Origin of the sequence: Roseibium sp., from assembly GCF_039982295.1 — a bacterium.
In the GTDB taxonomy this organism is placed as follows: domain Bacteria; phylum Pseudomonadota; class Alphaproteobacteria; order Rhizobiales; family Stappiaceae; genus Roseibium.
In genome coordinates this window covers 61,366-78,472 of the sequence record NZ_JBDWYP010000039.1, presented here as the reverse complement: position 1 = coordinate 78,472, position 17,107 = coordinate 61,366, and the positions used below count along the sequence as shown (strand labels likewise).

The following is a 17,107-nucleotide window of genomic DNA, read 5'->3' as shown; positions in this document are numbered from 1 at the left end:
TTGGCCAAGGTAACCGGGTTTTTGGAAATCGATCGGCAGGAACAGAAATACGCCCCTGCCTCCGACCGTATTCGCCACTTCAGGGAATTCACCATCCCTCTGGCCGAAGATGAAGTTCAGCGCCAGGCAGCACGCTGCATGGACTGTGGCATTCCGTTCTGCCACGGACCGACCGGCTGTCCGGTTCATAACCAGATTCCAGACTGGAACGATCTTGTTTTCCAGGGTGACTGGGAGCTAGCAGTGCGGAATCTGCACTCCACCAACAATTTCCCGGAATTTACGGGTCGTATTTGCCCTGCGCCCTGCGAAGAAGCCTGCACGCTCAACCTTGAAGACGTTCCGGTGAACATCAAGTCCGTTGAGCAAGCCATCGCTGACAAGGGTTGGTCCGAGGGCTGGATTGTCCCCGAGCCGGCAGCATCCAAAACCGGCAAGGCAGTCGCCGTGGTGGGATCCGGCCCTGCGGGAATGGCTGCTGCACAACAGCTGGCTCGCGCCGGTCATACGGTTCACCTTTATGAGCGCGAACCCAAGGCTGGCGGCCTGCTGCGTTATGGCATTCCAGACTTCAAGATGGAAAAGCACTACATCGACAAGCGTGTGGCGCAACTGGAAGCCGAAGGTGTCACCTTCCATTACAACGTCGATGTAGGCAGCACGGTGTCTCTCGATGAACTCGCAGAGCGCCATGACGCCGTGATTCTATGCGCTGGTGCGGAACGCCCTCGCGATCCAGGAGTCGGTGGCATGGAGCTGGAGGGCTGCCACTGGGCGATGCCCTATCTCGTTCAGCAAAATCGCCGTGTCGGCGGTGAGCCGGAAATTAGCGCCACAAGCAATGAGGCCCCGATCTGGGCTGCAGGCAAGCATGTTGTCGTGATCGGTGGCGGCGATACCGCATCAGACTGCGTGGGCACCGCTTTCCGCCAAGGCGCGCTGTCCGTCACACAGCTGGACATCCGGCCGATTCCGCCGCTGATGGAAGACAAGCTGACAGTTTGGCCCTACTGGCCAACGAAATTCAGAACATCCTCGTCCCAGGCGGAAGGCGCTGAACGCGAGTTTTCGGCAGCAACCCTCGCGCTTGTCGGCGAAGACGGACATGTGACTGGCGTAAAATGCGCGCGCGTGGATGAAAAACGTCGTCCAATCGAGGGCACCGAGTTCATTCTTCGTGCAGATCTCGTTCTCGCAGCAATCGGCTTTTCTGGTCCTCGGCTCGACACCTATATCGCTCAGGCGGGCGAAAAGCTCGAGCTGGACGGCCGCACAAATGTGAAAGCCAACACGGAAGATTATAAGACCAGCATCGACAAGGTCTTCGCCGCAGGCGACGTACGCCGTGGTCAGTCACTGGTTGTCTGGGCCATTCGGGAAGGACGGCAGGCCGCACGGGCTGTCGACAAGTTCCTCACTGGCTCGACCAATCTGCCAGTCTAGAACTCTCAGTACGATTGACGAAAAGGCTGCCAAACGGCAGCCTTTTTTGTTTGCTCGGTTGATGCTGACGAGACCGAAATTCCGAAATCACCCGCTATTGAGAAATCCGTGCCGTGTTGTCGACGCGGCCGGCCACTGATTGAAGTGGCCTGCCCTCAACGAAATACTGGTGTGCCAGGGTTTCACCCTCACCAGTTTCCTGATCGACATCACCGCCAAGCAGCACATCTTCCGGGGATGTGGTTCGCCCAGTTAAAACGATGAAATCAGGGTCATCCTCGACGCCCTCGAAAGCGAGGCCCCCATAGCCTCCAAGGAGACGTGAAAGCTGGCGTTCAACAAAGAACGCGACCTTCCGATATCCTGCCCAGGTAAAGCCGACTTTATCGTTGGTGCGCAGCCTCAGGTTCTTGCCGTCCACGTCCGGACCGTAAGAAGAATATTCGCCTGCATCCGACAGAAACACGTCCCAAAGATCGATGAAATATCCGCGCTCGGCTTCCGTTTGGCCCCGAAAGATCTCGTTCAACAAGACAAAGTCGGTGTTGGTAAGCGCATTGCCTGTCGGCGCCAGACCCACCCAAAGAACCGGTTTGCGCTCCTGACGGATGGTTCTCACGAGGCTGCCGACCTTCTTCTCATAGGTCGACCACCAGCCATCGACACCAAATTCTATCGGCGGTTCGGACGGAAAGCGTTTGCCCAGATCTTCTCGGCCCATTGTGATGACAACGGCTTTGACGTCGGCCCCGCGCACCTTCGCAAGAACACGTGCGTTCCAGTCCGGAGCGTTGTCGCCCGCAAGGCCGCTTTTGTCCTCGGTCAGGGTTTCAACACGAACCATGGGTTTGTCGGCAAGTGTGAACGCAAGGCCATCGGCGACACCCCGAGCCATTCGATCCCCAACGACCAGAATAATGCCGGCATCAGGGTCCTTGGGGGTTTCGACAAAACGTGGCGTAGCCGCACTCGAAGTGCGACGGGTGCTTGTATCCGCAGGCCTGGATCTCGTGGTGCGGCGCTTTCTGGTCTCCACACCAAACATCTTCAAAAACGGACTGAGCGGATTGAAGCTTCTCGACTTCCCAGGCGCCGGTCGGATAACAGCTCCCGAGCTTTGCGCCATCGCCTCGCCAAAGATCGACGCGCAAAAGACAAGCGTGAGCGCGATCAGGCACGCGCGCCGAATGTTAGCCAACAGAGAGAAATTTGCGCCAAGCTGACTAAGAGCCACTGGAACTGTCCCAACCGGAGTGCATTGCCGGCAATTCTAGCTGTCCAGTTTGATCCTTGCCAGCAAAACCACAGAAGCATAACCATCGGGGATCAATCCCCTCGCCATTTGATATGCTCGAATGCCACGCCGGGTCGCGGGACCGATCCGGCCATCTGCTGCGCCAACGTTAAATCCGCGTCGGTTCAGCTCCGACTGCAGCTCAGCCGTCTCGGACCTTGAGAGAGGCATATACTCGCGCGACCAGTCGCCAGCCAGCGTCCCACCGCCGATAATCCGGTCGGCCAGATGACCAACCGCAAGTGCGTAGGCGGTCGCGTTGTTGTAGCGCTTGATCACGTAGAAATTGCGCAGCATTAGAAAGGCCGGTCCGGAGGCACCGGCCGGCATGACCAGGATTGCCTTGTCACCTGGCCGCGGAAAGTCACGCCCGTTCGCCCGGCGAACACCCTGACGACGCCAATCACCCAGCGTCAGGCTCGTATCATCATCCGCCAGACGGAAATCGAAGGAGCGCGGCAGAACAACCTCATAGCCCCATGTCTTGCCGGTCTGCCATCCATGCTTCTTCAGATAATAGGCGGTCGACGCGAGCGCGTCCGGAACTGACGTCCAGATGTCGCGCCGCCCATCACCATCATAATCAGCGGCATAAGCTTCCCAGCTGGATGGCATGAACTGAGTGTGGCCCATCGCCCCTGCCCAGGAACCTTCCATATCGCTGAAACGAACATGGCCAGCCTGCACGATAGACAATGCCTTCACCAGTTCGCTACGCCAGAATTTGGTTCGCCGCGGGGCAGCATAGGCGAGGGTTGCAAGCGCTCGAATAACGTTGTGCTTGCCCATGAAGCCACCGTAGTTGGTCTCCATGCCCCAGATGGCCAATACAGCCTCGCGGTCAACGCCATATCGGGCTTCGACATTCCGCAAAACAGTATCATATTCAGTCAAAAGCTCGCGACCACGGGTCACCCGCGCCTCGGAGACGGCACTATCAAGGTAGTCCCAGACCGGCTTTACGAACTCGGACTGCTTTTCCATCAGTCGTAGCGTGTCAGGATCCGGGTCCATGCCCGTAAACACAGAACGGTAAGTCGACGACGAAATGCCAGAAGCCTTCGCAGTTGGCCAGAAGTCCGCAACAAATCGGTCAAATCTCTGGTCTGCGATTGCAGCCGCCGAAAAAAGCGCAGCAAAAGTGGTTACCAAAAGTGTCAACGAAATTCGGCGCATTTCTGCCCACTTCTTAGCTATGTCCGAGATCATTGGCACGGCGAAACTTCCCAGAGTTTTCATAGAGGCCTCCCAGTGCCTTCCTGTTTCAAAACCAGCTGCTCGATTTGTGAGATGCTGGCACCGCCTCACGGCAGAATCATGTCGTTGAGCCGGTTTCACACCGTCAGTGACGGAACCGGACACCAGCTTGAATCGTGTTCTGGTCATAATCGGCCCCCTCGCTCGAGCTGGTGAATTTCTGATAGCTGTACTCAGTGCGAAGAGCGATGTTCTGCGTCAGGGCAAACGTCATCCCGACCAGACCTGTGAATGTCTGTTCTTCGATAGAGGCGCCCTGATAGGTTCGGTAATTGTACCCCGCACCCGCTTCTCCAACGATACGATCACTGAACTCATGGGCGACCCGCAGGTCGCCGGAGTAGATGATCGAGCCGGACGCACCGTCGATGTCCGTCGCTTCGAAGCTCGTTCCAAGACCACCGGTTACGGTCGTCAGACGTGTCGGCGACCACACCAGCGATGCATCCACGACCATTCCAGAGAGGCTGTCCAGACGCGCGTCATCAAGATCTTCAATTCGCCACCCGGCACCAATCTCTCCTGACAGTTTTGGCCCTGATGCAATGTTCACGCCGCCGCGGAGCTGATAGCCATTTGCATCCCGCTTCTCGCAAATGGAATCGCTGCAGCTTCGATCATACCGGCGGACCAGGAGAGAACCTTCAACAAATGGCGAAAGCGACGCACCGGTGTTTGCGTCTAGTCGCAAATTGGCAGAATAGAGCGAGTTGTCGCGCCCACTCGAGGTGCTGCCATCGTCATCCGCGGTGTAAACATTTCGGTCGAGCGCCCCACGCAAGGTCACAGCCAGCAGGCCAGCGTCCCGTGTGACGCCGAGACCTGCAGAAAGCTGATGGATGTCATCATTGTCTCCAGAGCTTTCAGCACTCGAGGCGTCCTCCCGAGAATATGTATAGGACGCAGTGCCGTTGACGGTGGTCCGGCTGTTCAGATCCAGCCGAAGGACCGCTGATGCGGTGAGGTTCGGGTCATCGTCATCAGACGCATCCGGATAGCTGACATAGCTGCCTCGCAGAGCCAGGTCCAACTGATGACGCGACCAGCCAGAAGACGCCGCTATGTTCGGAGCAATCGTGTATTGCTTCCCCGAGCTTCCCGAGGCTGTTTGAGAGGTATTGTCCGTCCAGCCGCCTGAGATCGTGACATCAGGCAAAATCGTAAAAGTGCCAAGACGAATACCTTCTGCCTGATCAAAGCTCGTGTCACCATCGAACGCACTATCGACCGGCGTCGGTCCCCCAGCAGACTGCAGCCGACGAACCGCAGCCAGCCGGTCAGCAAACGGACGGGCAGGCGACACCCGGCCGGCCCCGCTTAACCCAGTCGATCCGTTCTCTGCTGTCGCATCGTTGGAAGAACCGCGAAGTGCAAAGACACCCGGGTCGGCAGCCCCGGTTGCTCCCTCATCATCGGTGTTCAGACCATCAGAACTGCCGCTATCGTCGGAAGACAGGCCACCGCGCAGGCCCGCCCCAAGATCCTGGGCGCTGGCCAGACTGCTTGAAATCATGAGCAAGCTTGCGAATATGAGCGGAAGGCGTTGCATTTATATCCGGTTTGCAAAGGCTGATGGAACGTACCGCCAAAGTGCCCAATCATAGTTAATTGTTTGTTGATTTTCGCAAATCGGCGATGAGCAAAATATATCGCTCGGTGCCGCAGATGAGGTGCGCACTTCAACTTGCACCTCAATCAAACCTGGCTTAGACACGATGCGTGGGGACAAGTAAAAGAGCAGGGATACCCAATGCCAGACCTTTCCAAGGATTCAGCAGCAGCGGCAGCCTCACGATCAGAAACGCCAAGTTTCCTCGCAACGGCAGAACGCACGCTTGAAACTGAAATTGCTGGTCTGAGTGCATTGCGCGCCGCTTTACAGAATGGTCTGTCCGCATCATTCGTGGAAGCGGCAGAGTTGATTTCAAAAATTCCTGGTCGGGTCATTGTCTCCGGCATCGGCAAGAGCGGCCACATCGGCGTGAAACTCGCTGCCACGCTTGCCTCGACTGGTACTCCTGCGTTCTTCGTGCATGCGGCCGAGGCAAGCCATGGGGATTTGGGCATGGTCACACGAGACGATGTCGTGATCGCCCTCTCGTGGTCTGGCGAGACACAGGAGCTTGCAAGCATCGTTGCCTTCACACGACGTTTCAAGGTTCCGCTGGTTGCCATCACATCGCGAGAAAACAGCACACTTGGCAAAGCCGCAGACATTGTTTTGAAGATGCCGGCGGTAACAGAAGCCTGTCCTCATGGCCTTGCTCCGACGAGTTCCGCTCTTGTTCAGATGGCAACGGGCGATGCTTTGGCAATTGCTCTGCTGGAAAACCGTGGCTTCACTGCTCAGGACTTCCGGACCTTCCACCCTGGTGGACGCCTTGGCGCCAGCCTGAAGACCGCCAGAGACATCATGCATAGCGGTGATGCTGTCCCCCTTGCCTCCGTTGGTCTGCCAATGCGCGATGCGATTGTTCTGATGTCGCAGAAGGGATTTGGTGTCCTGGGCGTTGCTGATGAACTGCACCGCCTCATCGGCATCATCACGGACGGCGACCTACGACGCCATATCAGTACGGATTTCCTGGACAAGCCGGTCGAGGAAATCATGACCAAGGGCCCAAAGACCATCGATCCGTCGACGCTTTCAGGATCGGTGCTTGAGATGATCAACGCCTCCGAAATCACAACAGTGTTCGTTGTGGAGGACAATCGTCCGGTCGGCATCATTCACTTGCATGACCTGCTGCGCATTGGCGCCGCCTAGCGGGCATTTGACGATACTTGCTAGAATTCTACCGTACAGGATGCACTTAGGTTTCTGCGGTTAGGAATTGATTAGCCTTGCTGACCTTAGAATGAACATCAAATTGTAACGGCTCTCGAGCCTGTAGTTTTTGGTGTGCGTAATGGATCTGGCGACGCTAGTCGGGATTATAGGTGCCTTTGGCATTGTTGTGACCGCGATTTTCCTGGGCGGAAGCTTCGGCCAGTTCATAGATGTGCCCTCAATGCTCATCGTGATCGGGGGCGGCTTGCTCGCGACGCTGATCCGTTTTCAGCTTTCTGATATCGGCAGTGCTTTCGGGACAGGCATCAAGGTCGCCCTTGCAGGCAAGAGCGCCAGCCCACGGGACCTGATCTCTGAAATTACGAACCTCGGTGAAATCGTCCGCAAGTCCGGCCCACTCGGCCTGGAAAACGTGGACGTGTCTGATCCGGTTCTGGCAAAGGGCGTTCAATACATCGCCGATGGCTACGAGCTAGAGTTCATCAAGGAGTCCATGGAACGCGAGCGTGACCTTCAGCTCACGCGGCTTTCCGAGGGCAAACGCGTGTTCAAGGCACTCGGAGATTCTGCACCTGCATTCGGAATGATCGGGACCCTGGTCGGTCTGGTGCAGATGCTTGCCAACATGGACGATCCTGCGGCCATTGGCCCCTCGATGGCCGTTGCTTTGTTGACCACGCTCTACGGCGCTCTGATTTCAAACATCGTCTGTTTGCCGCTGGTTGAGAAACTAGATGCCAAGTTCGATGTCGACGAAGTGAACCAGACCCTCATCATTGATGGCGTGCTTCAGATCCGCGAATCCAAGAGCCCGGCGCTGATCAAGGAAATGTTGATCGCCTACCTGCCGGATAAGGCACGCGCCGAAATGGCCGACGCCGCCTAACTCGCGCTCAAACGGTAAAGGACGCACTCAATGGCGAAAAAGAAGCAGCAAGGCGGCGGCGGTGCCCCTGATTGGCTGGTGACCTTCGCCGACCTTATGTCTCTGCTTGTGTGTTTCTTCGTTCTGATCATTTCCTTTTCCATTCAGGACAAGGAAAAGCTCCAGGTGGTAGCGGGCTCAATGCGCGAAGCATTCGGTGTGAAGGATACATCCAAGCGCACCGGCATTATCGAAGTTGAGGGCATCCCGATCCGTCAATATATGAAGGACATCACACAAGTCCCTCAGGAAGCCGATTCCGATTTTTCTCAAGTGCGCCACGACAGCCGTAGCAAGCAGGGACCCGAGGCAAACACCCACGACACCACCGAAGCTGAAATCGAGAAACCACGCCAGTTTGCGACGGCTGCCGCTTCATTGCGGCAAGCTTGGCAAGAAATGCCGGAAATCACCGAGATTTCCAGCAACATCATTCTGGAGGAGACGGAAGAAGGATTGAACATCCTCCTGATCGACCAGGACGGGCGATCGATGTTCCGGGAAGGCTCCAAGTATCCGTATGAGACGACGCGACGCCTCTTGGCCAAGATGGCTCCCGTCTTGTCCCAGATGCCAAATCGGATCGAAATCACCGGTCACACGACCGCTGGCCGTCAGTCACCAGACCCGTCCTATACAGGTTGGGACCTGTCGACCGAGCGCGCAAATGTCGCCCGGCAAATCCTGAATGAGTATGGCGTGCCCGACGATCAGTTCTTTGGCGTCATCGGCAAGGCTGATACAGAGCCGATGTTCCCGAATGACCCTTATCTGGCAGCCAACAGGCGGATCGGCATTCTTTTGAAAGCCGAAGCGCCGCCTGTCCCCCCCGGTCACAAGCTCTGACAAACGAGGCAAATCGCCGCGCGACGGCCTAAGCCTCAGCCGCCTCGTCTGCAGCTTCAACCACCAGCCGTGCGCCATCGATCTCGGTGACACGAACTTTCGTGCCAGCTGAAAGGTCCGGGCCGGTGATGCGCCAAACCGTATCATCGACGGATAGTTTCCCAGCTCCTTGCGACACTGGCGTTTCCAACACGAAAACACGGCCGATGTAGCGGCTTCCGCGGCGGTTAAGACCCGGATCTCCCGCCTCTGAAGACAGCTTGGCCATCAATCGTCGACCGACGATCAAACTAACGAACGACAAGACCAAAAAGATGACCAGCGCTGTCTGCCAGCTCAGGTCAATAAACAACGCCAGCGTTCCAACCAGGATTGCAGAAACGCCGAACCACAAGAAGATGGTTCCAGGAGCGAGGATCTCCAGGCCTAGCAACAGCAATCCAAGGATCCACCAGCTCCATGGACCCAGTTCGGCGATCAGCCGTTCAACAATGCTCAATTGTCGGTTCCCTCGCCTGTTCTTGCATTCGGCACTCTTCCCGAACGTCGTGCGGCTTTGCCTTCAGCATCCCCAAAGGCCTCTTTAGCGATTTCGCCGATACCGGAAAGAGCACCAAGAAGAGAGGTCGACTCCATGGGCAGGATCAGCGTCTTCTGGTTCCGGGACGTCGCCAGTTCACGGAATGCCTCAACATATTTGTTTGCAACGAAGTAGTTGATCGCCTGCACGTCGCCATCTGCGATGGCCTTGCTCACCATGCTGGTTGCCTTGGCTTCGGCTTCGGCCTCCCGCTCGCGTGCCTCTGAATCCCGAAATGCTGATTCACGACGCCCTTCTGCTTGCAGGATCAAGGATTGCTTCTCACCTTCGGCCTTGAGAATTTCAGACTGACGCTTGCCCTCAGCCTCCAGAATCGAGGCTCGTTTTTCACGCTCGGCCTTCATCTGGCGGCCCATCGCCTCAACAAGATCCCGCGGTGGATTGATGTCCTTGATCTCAATTCGTGTGATTTTGATGCCCCATGGCTCCGCAGCCGCATCGACAACGTGGAGCAGGCGGGCATTGATTTCATCGCGGTTTGAAAGCAATTGATCCAGATCCATCGAGCCCATGACTGACCGAATATTGGTCATGGTCAGGTTCAGGATCGCGTTCTGTAATCCCAGCACCTCATAGGCGGCCCGAGCTGCATCGAGCACCTGATAAAAAGTCACACCATCCGCTGTCACGGTGGCGTTGTCGCGGGTGATGACTTCCTGGGAAGGAACGTCAAGCACCTGCTCCATCATGTTCAGTTTGTGGCCAACGCGGTCAATGAACGGGATAATAAAGTTCAATCCGGGAGCAAGTGTGCGCCGATACCTGCCGAAACGCTCGATGGTATAATTGTAGCCCTGCGGTATCGTCTTCACTCCGGCGAAAATGACCAGAATGACGAGAACCAGAACCACGAGCAAAACGATATCGAAACCGAAAAATTCCTGAGGCATTTAGTGCTCCAAAGTGCGAGGCTTGGGACTTTCTCCAAGTATGCGTTTGTTTCGCAGTTGAGGCCACCCCGTGAGATACGGTGAGACACAAAAAAGGGGAGCACTGGGCTCCCCTAGACGGATGTAATCGTAGCTAGATCTGATCAGATCCAGCCTCCGAGCTCCTGACGAACGATATGCTCAAGAACCTCGATCCCAAGATCGCTGTCGTTCAGGCAAGGGATATGGGAAAAATTCTCTCCGCCATTTTCTTCGAAGATCTCTCCGGCCTCGCCAGCGATCTCTTCGAGCGTTTCAAGGCAATCGGCTACAAACCCCGGATTCATAACCGCAATGTTCTTGACCCCATCCTTTGCAAACTTCTCAACGGTCTTATCCGTATAGGGCTGCAGCCATTCTTCAGGCCCAAAGCGCGACTGAAAGGTAACCTGCAGCTTGTCTTTGCTCCAGCCGAGCACGTCTCGCATCAACCGCGTCGTCTTTTGACAATGGCAATGATAGGGGTCGCCTTTTTTGAAATAGGATTGCGGAATGCCGTGGTAGGACGTCAACACCACATCAGGTTCAAAATCCAGACTGGCCAGATGTTGTTCCACCGACCTGGCCAGCGCGGACACGTAAACCGGGTCATCATGATAGGGCGGAACTGTTCGTATCGCAGGTTGCCAACGCATATCCAAAAGCGCTTTGCAAACCTCGTCATTGACCGTCGCCGTAGTTGCGGCCGAATACTGCGGGTAGAGTGGAAAGATCAGAATGCGGTCGCGGCCATCCGCCTTGAGCGCTTCGAGCCGCGATCGGATCGACGGATTCCCATACCGCATCGCCCAGTCAATCGACAGCCGCCCGCCTTGATCACCCATGATCTTCGACAACTTGTCGGACTGGCTCCGCGTTATCGTACGAAGCGGCGACTCGTCGCGTTCATGGTTCCAGATTTCCTCGTAAGCCTTGCCCGATTTGCCGGGGCGCGTCATCAGGACAATGCCATATAGGATCGGATACCAAAGGGCTCGAGGCCACTCAATCACCCGTTTGTCCGAGAGGAATTCACGCAGGTAGCGCCGCATAGGCCAATAGCTGGTGCCATCAGGCGTTCCAAGATTGACCAGAAGAACCCCAATCTTGCCGGTCTTGACCGAAGGATGGTCAGATGGAAGGTGAACCTTCCGCATCTCAGCTGCAACATCTGCAGAAACGGGTGAAGTCGGTTGAACGGTCATGAGATTTCCGGCGAATTTCTATGGGTCTCGTGGGATCATTAGACTGCGCAGGTAGCTATCACCAGTGCGGCATAATTCCTTACGCTTCAGCTCAGCTTTTAGATCATAACGATTCTAAATTAAAGCAAGGCCGTCCCAAGACCCGAAATCAGGTCATTCAGGGCCTCTCAGCCGTAATCCCTTTCATCACTGATGACCTTGCCATCATTCGGTAGAGCACCAGGATTTACGAGCATCACCGTGCCCCGGAGCTTGGTCACATCGCGCAAGGACTGCGCCAGTCTTTCGCGCAAGTTTTCGTCCTCGGTGGAAGTGGTTTCAACCGAAAGCATCATGTCGTCGCTTTCGCCAAGACGCTTGACAGTCAGGCGCACTTTCTCGATCTCACCATACGCCTCAACAATCTCGGCGACTTGTGCAGGGTCAACAAACATGCCCTTGACTTTGGTACGCTGATCCGCGCGCCCCATCCATCCCGCCAGACGGCTGTTGGTACGGCCACACGCCGACTGTCCTGGCAGCACGGCCGACAGGTCGCCAGTCCCGAAACGGATCAACGGATAAGTCCGATTGAAACAGGTAACCACAAGCTCTCCGACCTCTCCTTCCGGAACAGGGTCGCCGGTACCAGGCCGCACGATTTCAACAATGTAATCTTCGTTGACGATCATGCCCTCACGCGCCTCACTCTCATAGGCAATGACACCGAGATCAGCTGTCGCGTAGCATTGGCCGACGGAAATGCCAGCCCCTTCGTATTCCTCCCGCAACGAGGGAAACAGAGCACCGCCGGAGACGAGGGCTCTCTTGATCGACGATACATCGCGTCCCTGTTCAGCGGCACGGTCAATAAGCACCTTGAGATAATCCGGAGTGCCTATGAAGCCAGAGGGCCTGAGCACCCCGATTGCTTCAACCTGCATGTCAGTATTGCCAACCCCGGCAGGGAAGACCGTGCAGCCAAGAGCACGCGCACCATGATCAAGAATAAAGCCGCCCGGTGTCAGGTGATAGGAAAACGCATTGAAAGCCACGTCTCCCTTTCGGAACCCGGAGGCGAAAAGCGCGCGTGCACCGTTCCAGGGGTCTTCGCCGACTGCCTGCGGTTCCCAAATCGGCCCCGGAGACATGAACACACGCTCGACGCCGGTCAGGTCCCCAGCCAAGAAACCTCCAAACGGCGGCTCGGCCTTTTGCAACCGCAAGAGATCTGCCTTGCGCAGGACCGGGAGTGACGCAAGGGCGTTGCGATCGGTTACGGTCGATAGGTTCTGGCCAGCAAGATGCCGTGCCCAACCAGGCGCATTGGAGCAGGCGAAAGCCAAAAATTCCGGCAATTTGGCAAAAAGCTCCGCCTCGCGCTGAGCAGGCGGCACCCGCTCGCGCGCATCAAACATTTCATCGCTCATGATAGGTCTCCGCGTTGCAGGACTAGGCCAGCCAGCGCTTCCTTCTCTTGTAATGCTTGACGTTCTTGAAAGACTTACGCCCCTCGCCACCGACGCCCAGATAGAACTCCTTGACGTCCTCGTTCTCACGAAGTGCCTTGGCATCTCCGTCAAGCACGATACGTCCGGATTCCATGATGTACCCGTAGGTCGCGTATCTCAGGGCAACATTGGTGTTTTGCTCGGCCAGCAGAAACGACACGCCCTCGTTGTCATTCAGCTGTTTGACGATCTCGAAAATTTCCTCGACGAGCTGCGGTGCCAGGCCCATTGACGGTTCGTCGAGAAGGATCATTTTGGGCCGGCTCATCAAGGCTCGGCCTATCGCGCACATCTGCTGCTCGCCGCCCGACGTGTAGCCTGCCTGGCTCTGCCTGCGCTCTCGCAAACGCGGGAAATAATTGTAGACCATCTCGAGATCTGCGCGAACCGCGGCTGCACCGTCTTTACGTGTGTAAGCGCCAGTCAGAAGGTTCTCTTCGATCGAAAGATGGCCGAAGCAATGCCGCCCTTCCATGACCTGTATGCATCCACGGCGCACAAGCTCATTGGGTGAAAGTGATTGCACTTCATCGCCGTCGAAAAGGATCTTGCCTTTGGTCACCTCACCGCGTTCGGCGCCCAGCAGGTTGGACACCGCTTTCAACGTCGTGGTTTTGCCAGCGCCGTTCGCACCGAGAAGTGCGACGATGCCACCTTTCGGTATGGTCAGGGAGACACCCTTCAACACAAGGATGACGTGGTCATAGATCACCTCGATGTTGTTCACCGACAGGATCGTTTCTGCGCCCGCGTCGACGGCCTGTGCGTCGTTCGGCTTGGTCATCGCTTGGATCGACATTCTCAAATCACTCCGGAAAGAGCCCCGCCGCGACATGCGGCGGGACAGGTGACCCGCAACGGGCCGTGCTGACCGATCAGTTCGGGCAGGCTTCCGTGCGCTTTGGCCACGGTGCATTCTTTTCTGCATAGTCCTTTGCCGCAGCTTCCAGCAGCGGGCGAACGAGGTCCTTCATTGGCTCGATCCATCCACTGGCAACGGCCCACTTTTCTCCATCCCATTGCTGGATAAAGACAGGGTGGCTTCCCGCATGGTCTTCACAAGTCACCTTCATCGGATGGGCAAAGCCTGTCAGACCGAGTTCGGCCAAACGTTCTTTTGTGAGATCAAGCGTCTCCAGACCTGCACGCATGTCTGCGCCAGTGATGACCTTCTTTCCGGTCAGTTGCTGCGCGGCACGAATGCCTTCAGCAATGATGACCGAGTTCAAGACACCGCGGTTATAGAGCGTCGAGCCAATGCTCTTCGGATCGGTCTGAGACTTTCCAGCATCTACAACGAGTTTCTTGATGTCCTGAATAGCGGGATAGTCGCTGCCCACACCGGAGAAGTTCATGGCCTTGTAGCCCTTGGCACCCTCACCGCCAGCTGCAGCGTCGTCATCCCCGGCTGACCACCAGACACCGATGAACTTGTCCATCGGGTAACGGATCTTGACCGCTTCCTTGATCGCAGTCGGGCTCATTGCCCCCCAACCCCACATGATCATGTAATCTGGACGGTCGCGGCGAACATTCAGCCACTGAGAAGACTGGTTCTGCATTTCCTTGCCCGGAACCGCATATTTGACGAGTTCGAAGCCGAATTTCTCAGCCATCTGCTCAAACAGCGGGATTGGCTCACGGCCATATCCGGCGTCCAGGAAGATGTAACCGATCTTCTTGCCTTTAAGGTTCTCGAGGCCGCCTTCCTGCTCGCCGATGTATTTGATGGCAACGGAAGCACCATCCCAATACGTGTCAGGAACATTAAAGACCCATGGGAACGTGTTGCCATCCGCAGCAGCCGAGAGGCCATAACCCATGGACAGAACCGGGATCTTGTCGACAGCTGCCTTCGGGATCAGCTGCAGAGTAATCCCGGTCGAGTAGGGGTTGTAGACAACCGCATTCTTGCCCTTGGTCGCCTCGTAGCACTCCACGCCTTTTTGAGCGTTGTAGCCGGTCTCGCACTCCTCGATCACGATCTTCACGCCGCCGATACCGCCATCGCGCTCATTGAGCATCTGAAGGTAATCATTCATGCCGTTGGCGATGTGAATGCCGGATCCGGCATAAGGTCCGGTCCGATAGGTCAGGAGCGGCACATAGTTGCCATCCTCTGCAGCGGCTTCCGCAACGTATCCGGATGCCCCGATGGCAAGTGCGACGGCCGAGCCAATCGCAAATTGCTTGAAGTTCTTCATCCATTTCCTCCCTTGCAGTCGCTGATTGATATTGCGACCGCCGAACCGGTTGCGCCATTCCTCCCCGGACAGGTTCGAAGTCCGGATGGCGTTGTCAGAGTGCAGCTGCCTAGTAGGGGAAAGGCCACACTCGAAGCTTTTGCTTCCCGATTTGCCAGAGCCGCGCAAAACCATGCGGCTCAACGATCAGAAAGAAGATGATTAGGGCGCCGACAACCATGAAAGTCAGATGCTCGACGGTCTCGGCACCGATCTCGATGCCAATCGCACCTGGCACAAATTTCAGGAACACCGGCAGGATCCAGATAAACGCAGCGCCCATGAAGGATCCCGCGATACTTCCAAGGCCGCCAAGAATGACCATGAACAGGATCTGGAACGAAAGAGTGATGGAGTAGGATGACGGTTCGGCAGCGTTCAGCCAGAAGAACACCATCATCGCCCCGGCAACACCGCAGATGTAGGAAGAAACGGCAAAGGCCATCAGCTTGGTCTGAAGAGGCCTGATCCCCATCAGTTCAGCTGCGATGTCCATGTCCCGGATCATCATCCAGGACCGACCGATCCGTCCGCGCATCACATTGGCGATCAATCCTGCAATGAGGACGGTAATGAAGAGCACCACAAAGTATCGGGCGATCGGCGTGGCTTCGGCACCCGAAATCGTCACCCCGAACATCTCGCGTCTGGGAATCTCGATCGCTCCTGATGCGTTGTCGTTGTAGAGCCAGGGTATCCGGATGAAGCACCATTCGAGAAAGAACTGCGCTGCAAGAGTGGTAACAGCCAGATAGAGGCCTTTGATCCTCAAACTGGGCAATCCGAAAATTGCCCCCACGCCGGCGGAGAACACCCCCGAGACCAGAACCAGAAGAATGACATTCACGTCTGGAAAAATGCTGGTCAGCTTATATGCGGCGTAGGCACCGACACCCATGAATGCGCCCGACCCAAGGGACAGCTGGCCAGCAAATCCGGTGAGCACATTAAGGCCGATCGCCGCCAGTGAGAACACCAGGAACGGGATCATGATGGACGTCAGGAAGAAGTCATTGGCGGTCAGCGGAACGACGATGAAAGCGACGAGCAAGATGACGGCCAATCCGATCCGGTCTTGCCGAATTGGAAAGAGTGACTGATCCGCCTCATAGCTGGTCTTGAACTGGCCTGCTTCGCGATAAAACATGATTACACCCGCTCGATGATTTTTTCGCCGAAGAGACCCTGCGGACGGAACAAAAGGAAGATGAGGGCGATGATATAGGCAAGCCAGGATTCAATCCCGCCACCGACAAGACCACCCCAGTAGATCTCACCGATCTTCTCTCCGAAGCCGATGATCAGCCCGCCGATGATAGCGCCTGGAATAGACGTAAAGCCGCCGAGGATGAGGACCGGCAACGCCTTGAACGCGACAATCTCCAGCGCAAAGGAAACGTCCGAACGCGCGCCCCACATGATGCCCGTCGCCAGGGCAACAAGACCCGCTGCAAACCACACGATTGCCCAGATCTGATTGAGTGAAATCCCGACCGACAGAGCCGCCTGATGGTCATCTGCAACAGCACGAAGTGCCCGCCCGATCCTCGTTTTGTTGAAGAAGATCCCAAGCGCAGTCACCATGATGATCGCGATCACGGCTGCGGCAATATCAATGTGCTGCAGGATGACCAAACCGCGTTCGCCCATCTCGAAAGCAGTAGAACCGGTCGGAAGGCCTAGCTCTTCGGCGATCATACGTTTCGGCTCACCGCCAAAGACGAATTCCCCGAACCCGATGAGGAAATAAGTCAGCCCAATGGTGGCCATCAGCAGGATGATATCGGGCTGATTGACAAGGGGGCGCATGACCACACGCTCGATGCCATAGGCCAGAACGCCCATGACCCCGATGGTGAGGATCAGCGCGAGGAAGGCTGGAACGCCGTTCTCATGAAGACCCACGAGTGTCAGACCCGCAAACACCACCATGATGCCCTGCGCAAAGTTGAAGACGCCTGAAGCCTTGAAAATCAGCACAAAGCCGAGCGCAATAAGCGCATAGAGGATCCCCGCAACAAACCCTTCCCACAAGACCTGCAGGAAAAAGTCGGGCATCTCGACCATCTGAACGAAGGGGTCAATGAATATATCGTAGAGCATC

Annotated in this window: 15 protein-coding genes; 4 read left to right on the top strand and 11 right to left on the bottom strand. The window is 56.4% G+C overall.

Annotated features, from left to right (window positions below):
* Nucleotides 1–1,443, top strand: a complete 1,443-nt coding sequence (locus ABJZ52_RS07750) for a glutamate synthase subunit beta (protein WP_348184552.1) — start codon at nucleotides 1–3, stop codon at nucleotides 1,441–1,443.
* Nucleotides 1,444–1,537: 94 nt separating this feature from the next.
* On the opposite strand, the gene ABJZ52_RS07745 is transcribed toward ABJZ52_RS07750, so the two are convergent.
* From ABJZ52_RS07745 to ABJZ52_RS07735, 3 genes are all read right to left on the bottom strand, one after another.
* Complete coding sequence (locus tag ABJZ52_RS07745; protein ID WP_348184550.1) at nucleotides 1,538–2,677, bottom strand: GDSL-type esterase/lipase family protein; 1,140 nt, start codon at nucleotides 2,675–2,677, stop codon at nucleotides 1,538–1,540.
* Between the two features lie 36 nt (nucleotides 2,678–2,713).
* Entirely contained in the window at nucleotides 2,714–3,913 is a 1,200-nt protein-coding gene (locus tag ABJZ52_RS07740) for a lytic murein transglycosylase (RefSeq protein WP_348184790.1), read from the bottom strand.
* Between the two features lie 166 nt (nucleotides 3,914–4,079).
* Nucleotides 4,080–5,543 (bottom strand): outer membrane beta-barrel protein, encoded by a 1,464-nt coding sequence (locus ABJZ52_RS07735; protein WP_348199882.1) that lies wholly within the window; start codon nucleotides 5,541–5,543, stop codon nucleotides 4,080–4,082.
* Between the two features lie 201 nt (nucleotides 5,544–5,744).
* Between ABJZ52_RS07735 and ABJZ52_RS07730 the strand changes: the two genes are divergently transcribed.
* The 3 genes from ABJZ52_RS07730 (at nucleotide 5,745) to ABJZ52_RS07720 (ending at nucleotide 8,556) form a co-directional block, all read left to right on the top strand.
* Nucleotides 5,745–6,761, top strand: a complete 1,017-nt coding sequence (locus ABJZ52_RS07730; protein WP_348184546.1) for a KpsF/GutQ family sugar-phosphate isomerase — start codon at nucleotides 5,745–5,747, stop codon at nucleotides 6,759–6,761.
* Nucleotides 6,762–6,903: 142 nt separating this feature from the next.
* On the top strand, nucleotides 6,904–7,671 hold the full coding sequence (locus ABJZ52_RS07725; RefSeq protein ID WP_348184544.1) for a MotA/TolQ/ExbB proton channel family protein: 768 nt from the start codon (nucleotides 6,904–6,906) through the stop codon (nucleotides 7,669–7,671).
* 30 nt (nucleotides 7,672–7,701) lie between these two features.
* The gene (locus tag ABJZ52_RS07720) at nucleotides 7,702–8,556 is read left to right on the top strand and encodes a flagellar motor protein MotB (protein ID WP_348184542.1); all 855 of its coding nucleotides are present in this window, start codon (nucleotides 7,702–7,704) and stop codon (nucleotides 8,554–8,556) included.
* 28 nt (nucleotides 8,557–8,584) lie between these two features.
* Here the strand turns inward: ABJZ52_RS07720 and ABJZ52_RS07715 are convergent, their stop codons facing one another.
* The 8 genes from ABJZ52_RS07715 to ABJZ52_RS07680 all read right to left on the bottom strand — a co-directional run bounded on the left by ABJZ52_RS07715 (nucleotide 8,585) and on the right by ABJZ52_RS07680 (nucleotide 17,106).
* Nucleotides 8,585–9,055, bottom strand: coding sequence for an NfeD family protein (locus ABJZ52_RS07715; protein ID WP_348184540.1), 471 nt, complete (start codon nucleotides 9,053–9,055; stop codon nucleotides 8,585–8,587).
* On the bottom strand, nucleotides 9,052–10,047 hold the full coding sequence (locus ABJZ52_RS07710; protein ID WP_348184538.1) for an SPFH domain-containing protein: 996 nt from the start codon (nucleotides 10,045–10,047) through the stop codon (nucleotides 9,052–9,054). The genes ABJZ52_RS07715 and ABJZ52_RS07710 overlap by 4 nt, the downstream gene beginning before the upstream one ends.
* 143 nt (nucleotides 10,048–10,190) lie before the next feature.
* Nucleotides 10,191–11,270, bottom strand: coding sequence for a ferrochelatase (gene hemH / locus ABJZ52_RS07705; RefSeq protein ID WP_348184536.1), 1,080 nt, complete (start codon nucleotides 11,268–11,270; stop codon nucleotides 10,191–10,193).
* Between the two features lie 167 nt (nucleotides 11,271–11,437).
* On the bottom strand, nucleotides 11,438–12,679 hold the full coding sequence (locus tag ABJZ52_RS07700; protein WP_348184534.1) for an AMP-binding protein: 1,242 nt from the start codon (nucleotides 12,677–12,679) through the stop codon (nucleotides 11,438–11,440).
* A 22-nt stretch (nucleotides 12,680–12,701) separates the two neighbouring features.
* Nucleotides 12,702–13,544, bottom strand: a complete 843-nt coding sequence (locus ABJZ52_RS07695; RefSeq protein WP_348184788.1) for an ABC transporter ATP-binding protein — start codon at nucleotides 13,542–13,544, stop codon at nucleotides 12,702–12,704.
* A 91-nt stretch (nucleotides 13,545–13,635) separates the two neighbouring features.
* The gene (locus ABJZ52_RS07690; protein WP_348184532.1) at nucleotides 13,636–14,964 is read right to left on the bottom strand and encodes an ABC transporter substrate-binding protein; all 1,329 of its coding nucleotides are present in this window, start codon (nucleotides 14,962–14,964) and stop codon (nucleotides 13,636–13,638) included.
* A gap of 109 nt (nucleotides 14,965–15,073) precedes the next feature.
* The gene (locus ABJZ52_RS07685) at nucleotides 15,074–16,150 is read right to left on the bottom strand and encodes a branched-chain amino acid ABC transporter permease (protein WP_348184530.1); all 1,077 of its coding nucleotides are present in this window, start codon (nucleotides 16,148–16,150) and stop codon (nucleotides 15,074–15,076) included.
* A gap of 2 nt (nucleotides 16,151–16,152) precedes the next feature.
* On the bottom strand, nucleotides 16,153–17,106 hold the full coding sequence (locus tag ABJZ52_RS07680; RefSeq protein ID WP_153771856.1) for a branched-chain amino acid ABC transporter permease: 954 nt from the start codon (nucleotides 17,104–17,106) through the stop codon (nucleotides 16,153–16,155).
* Between the last annotated feature and the right edge of the window lies 1 nt (nucleotide 17,107).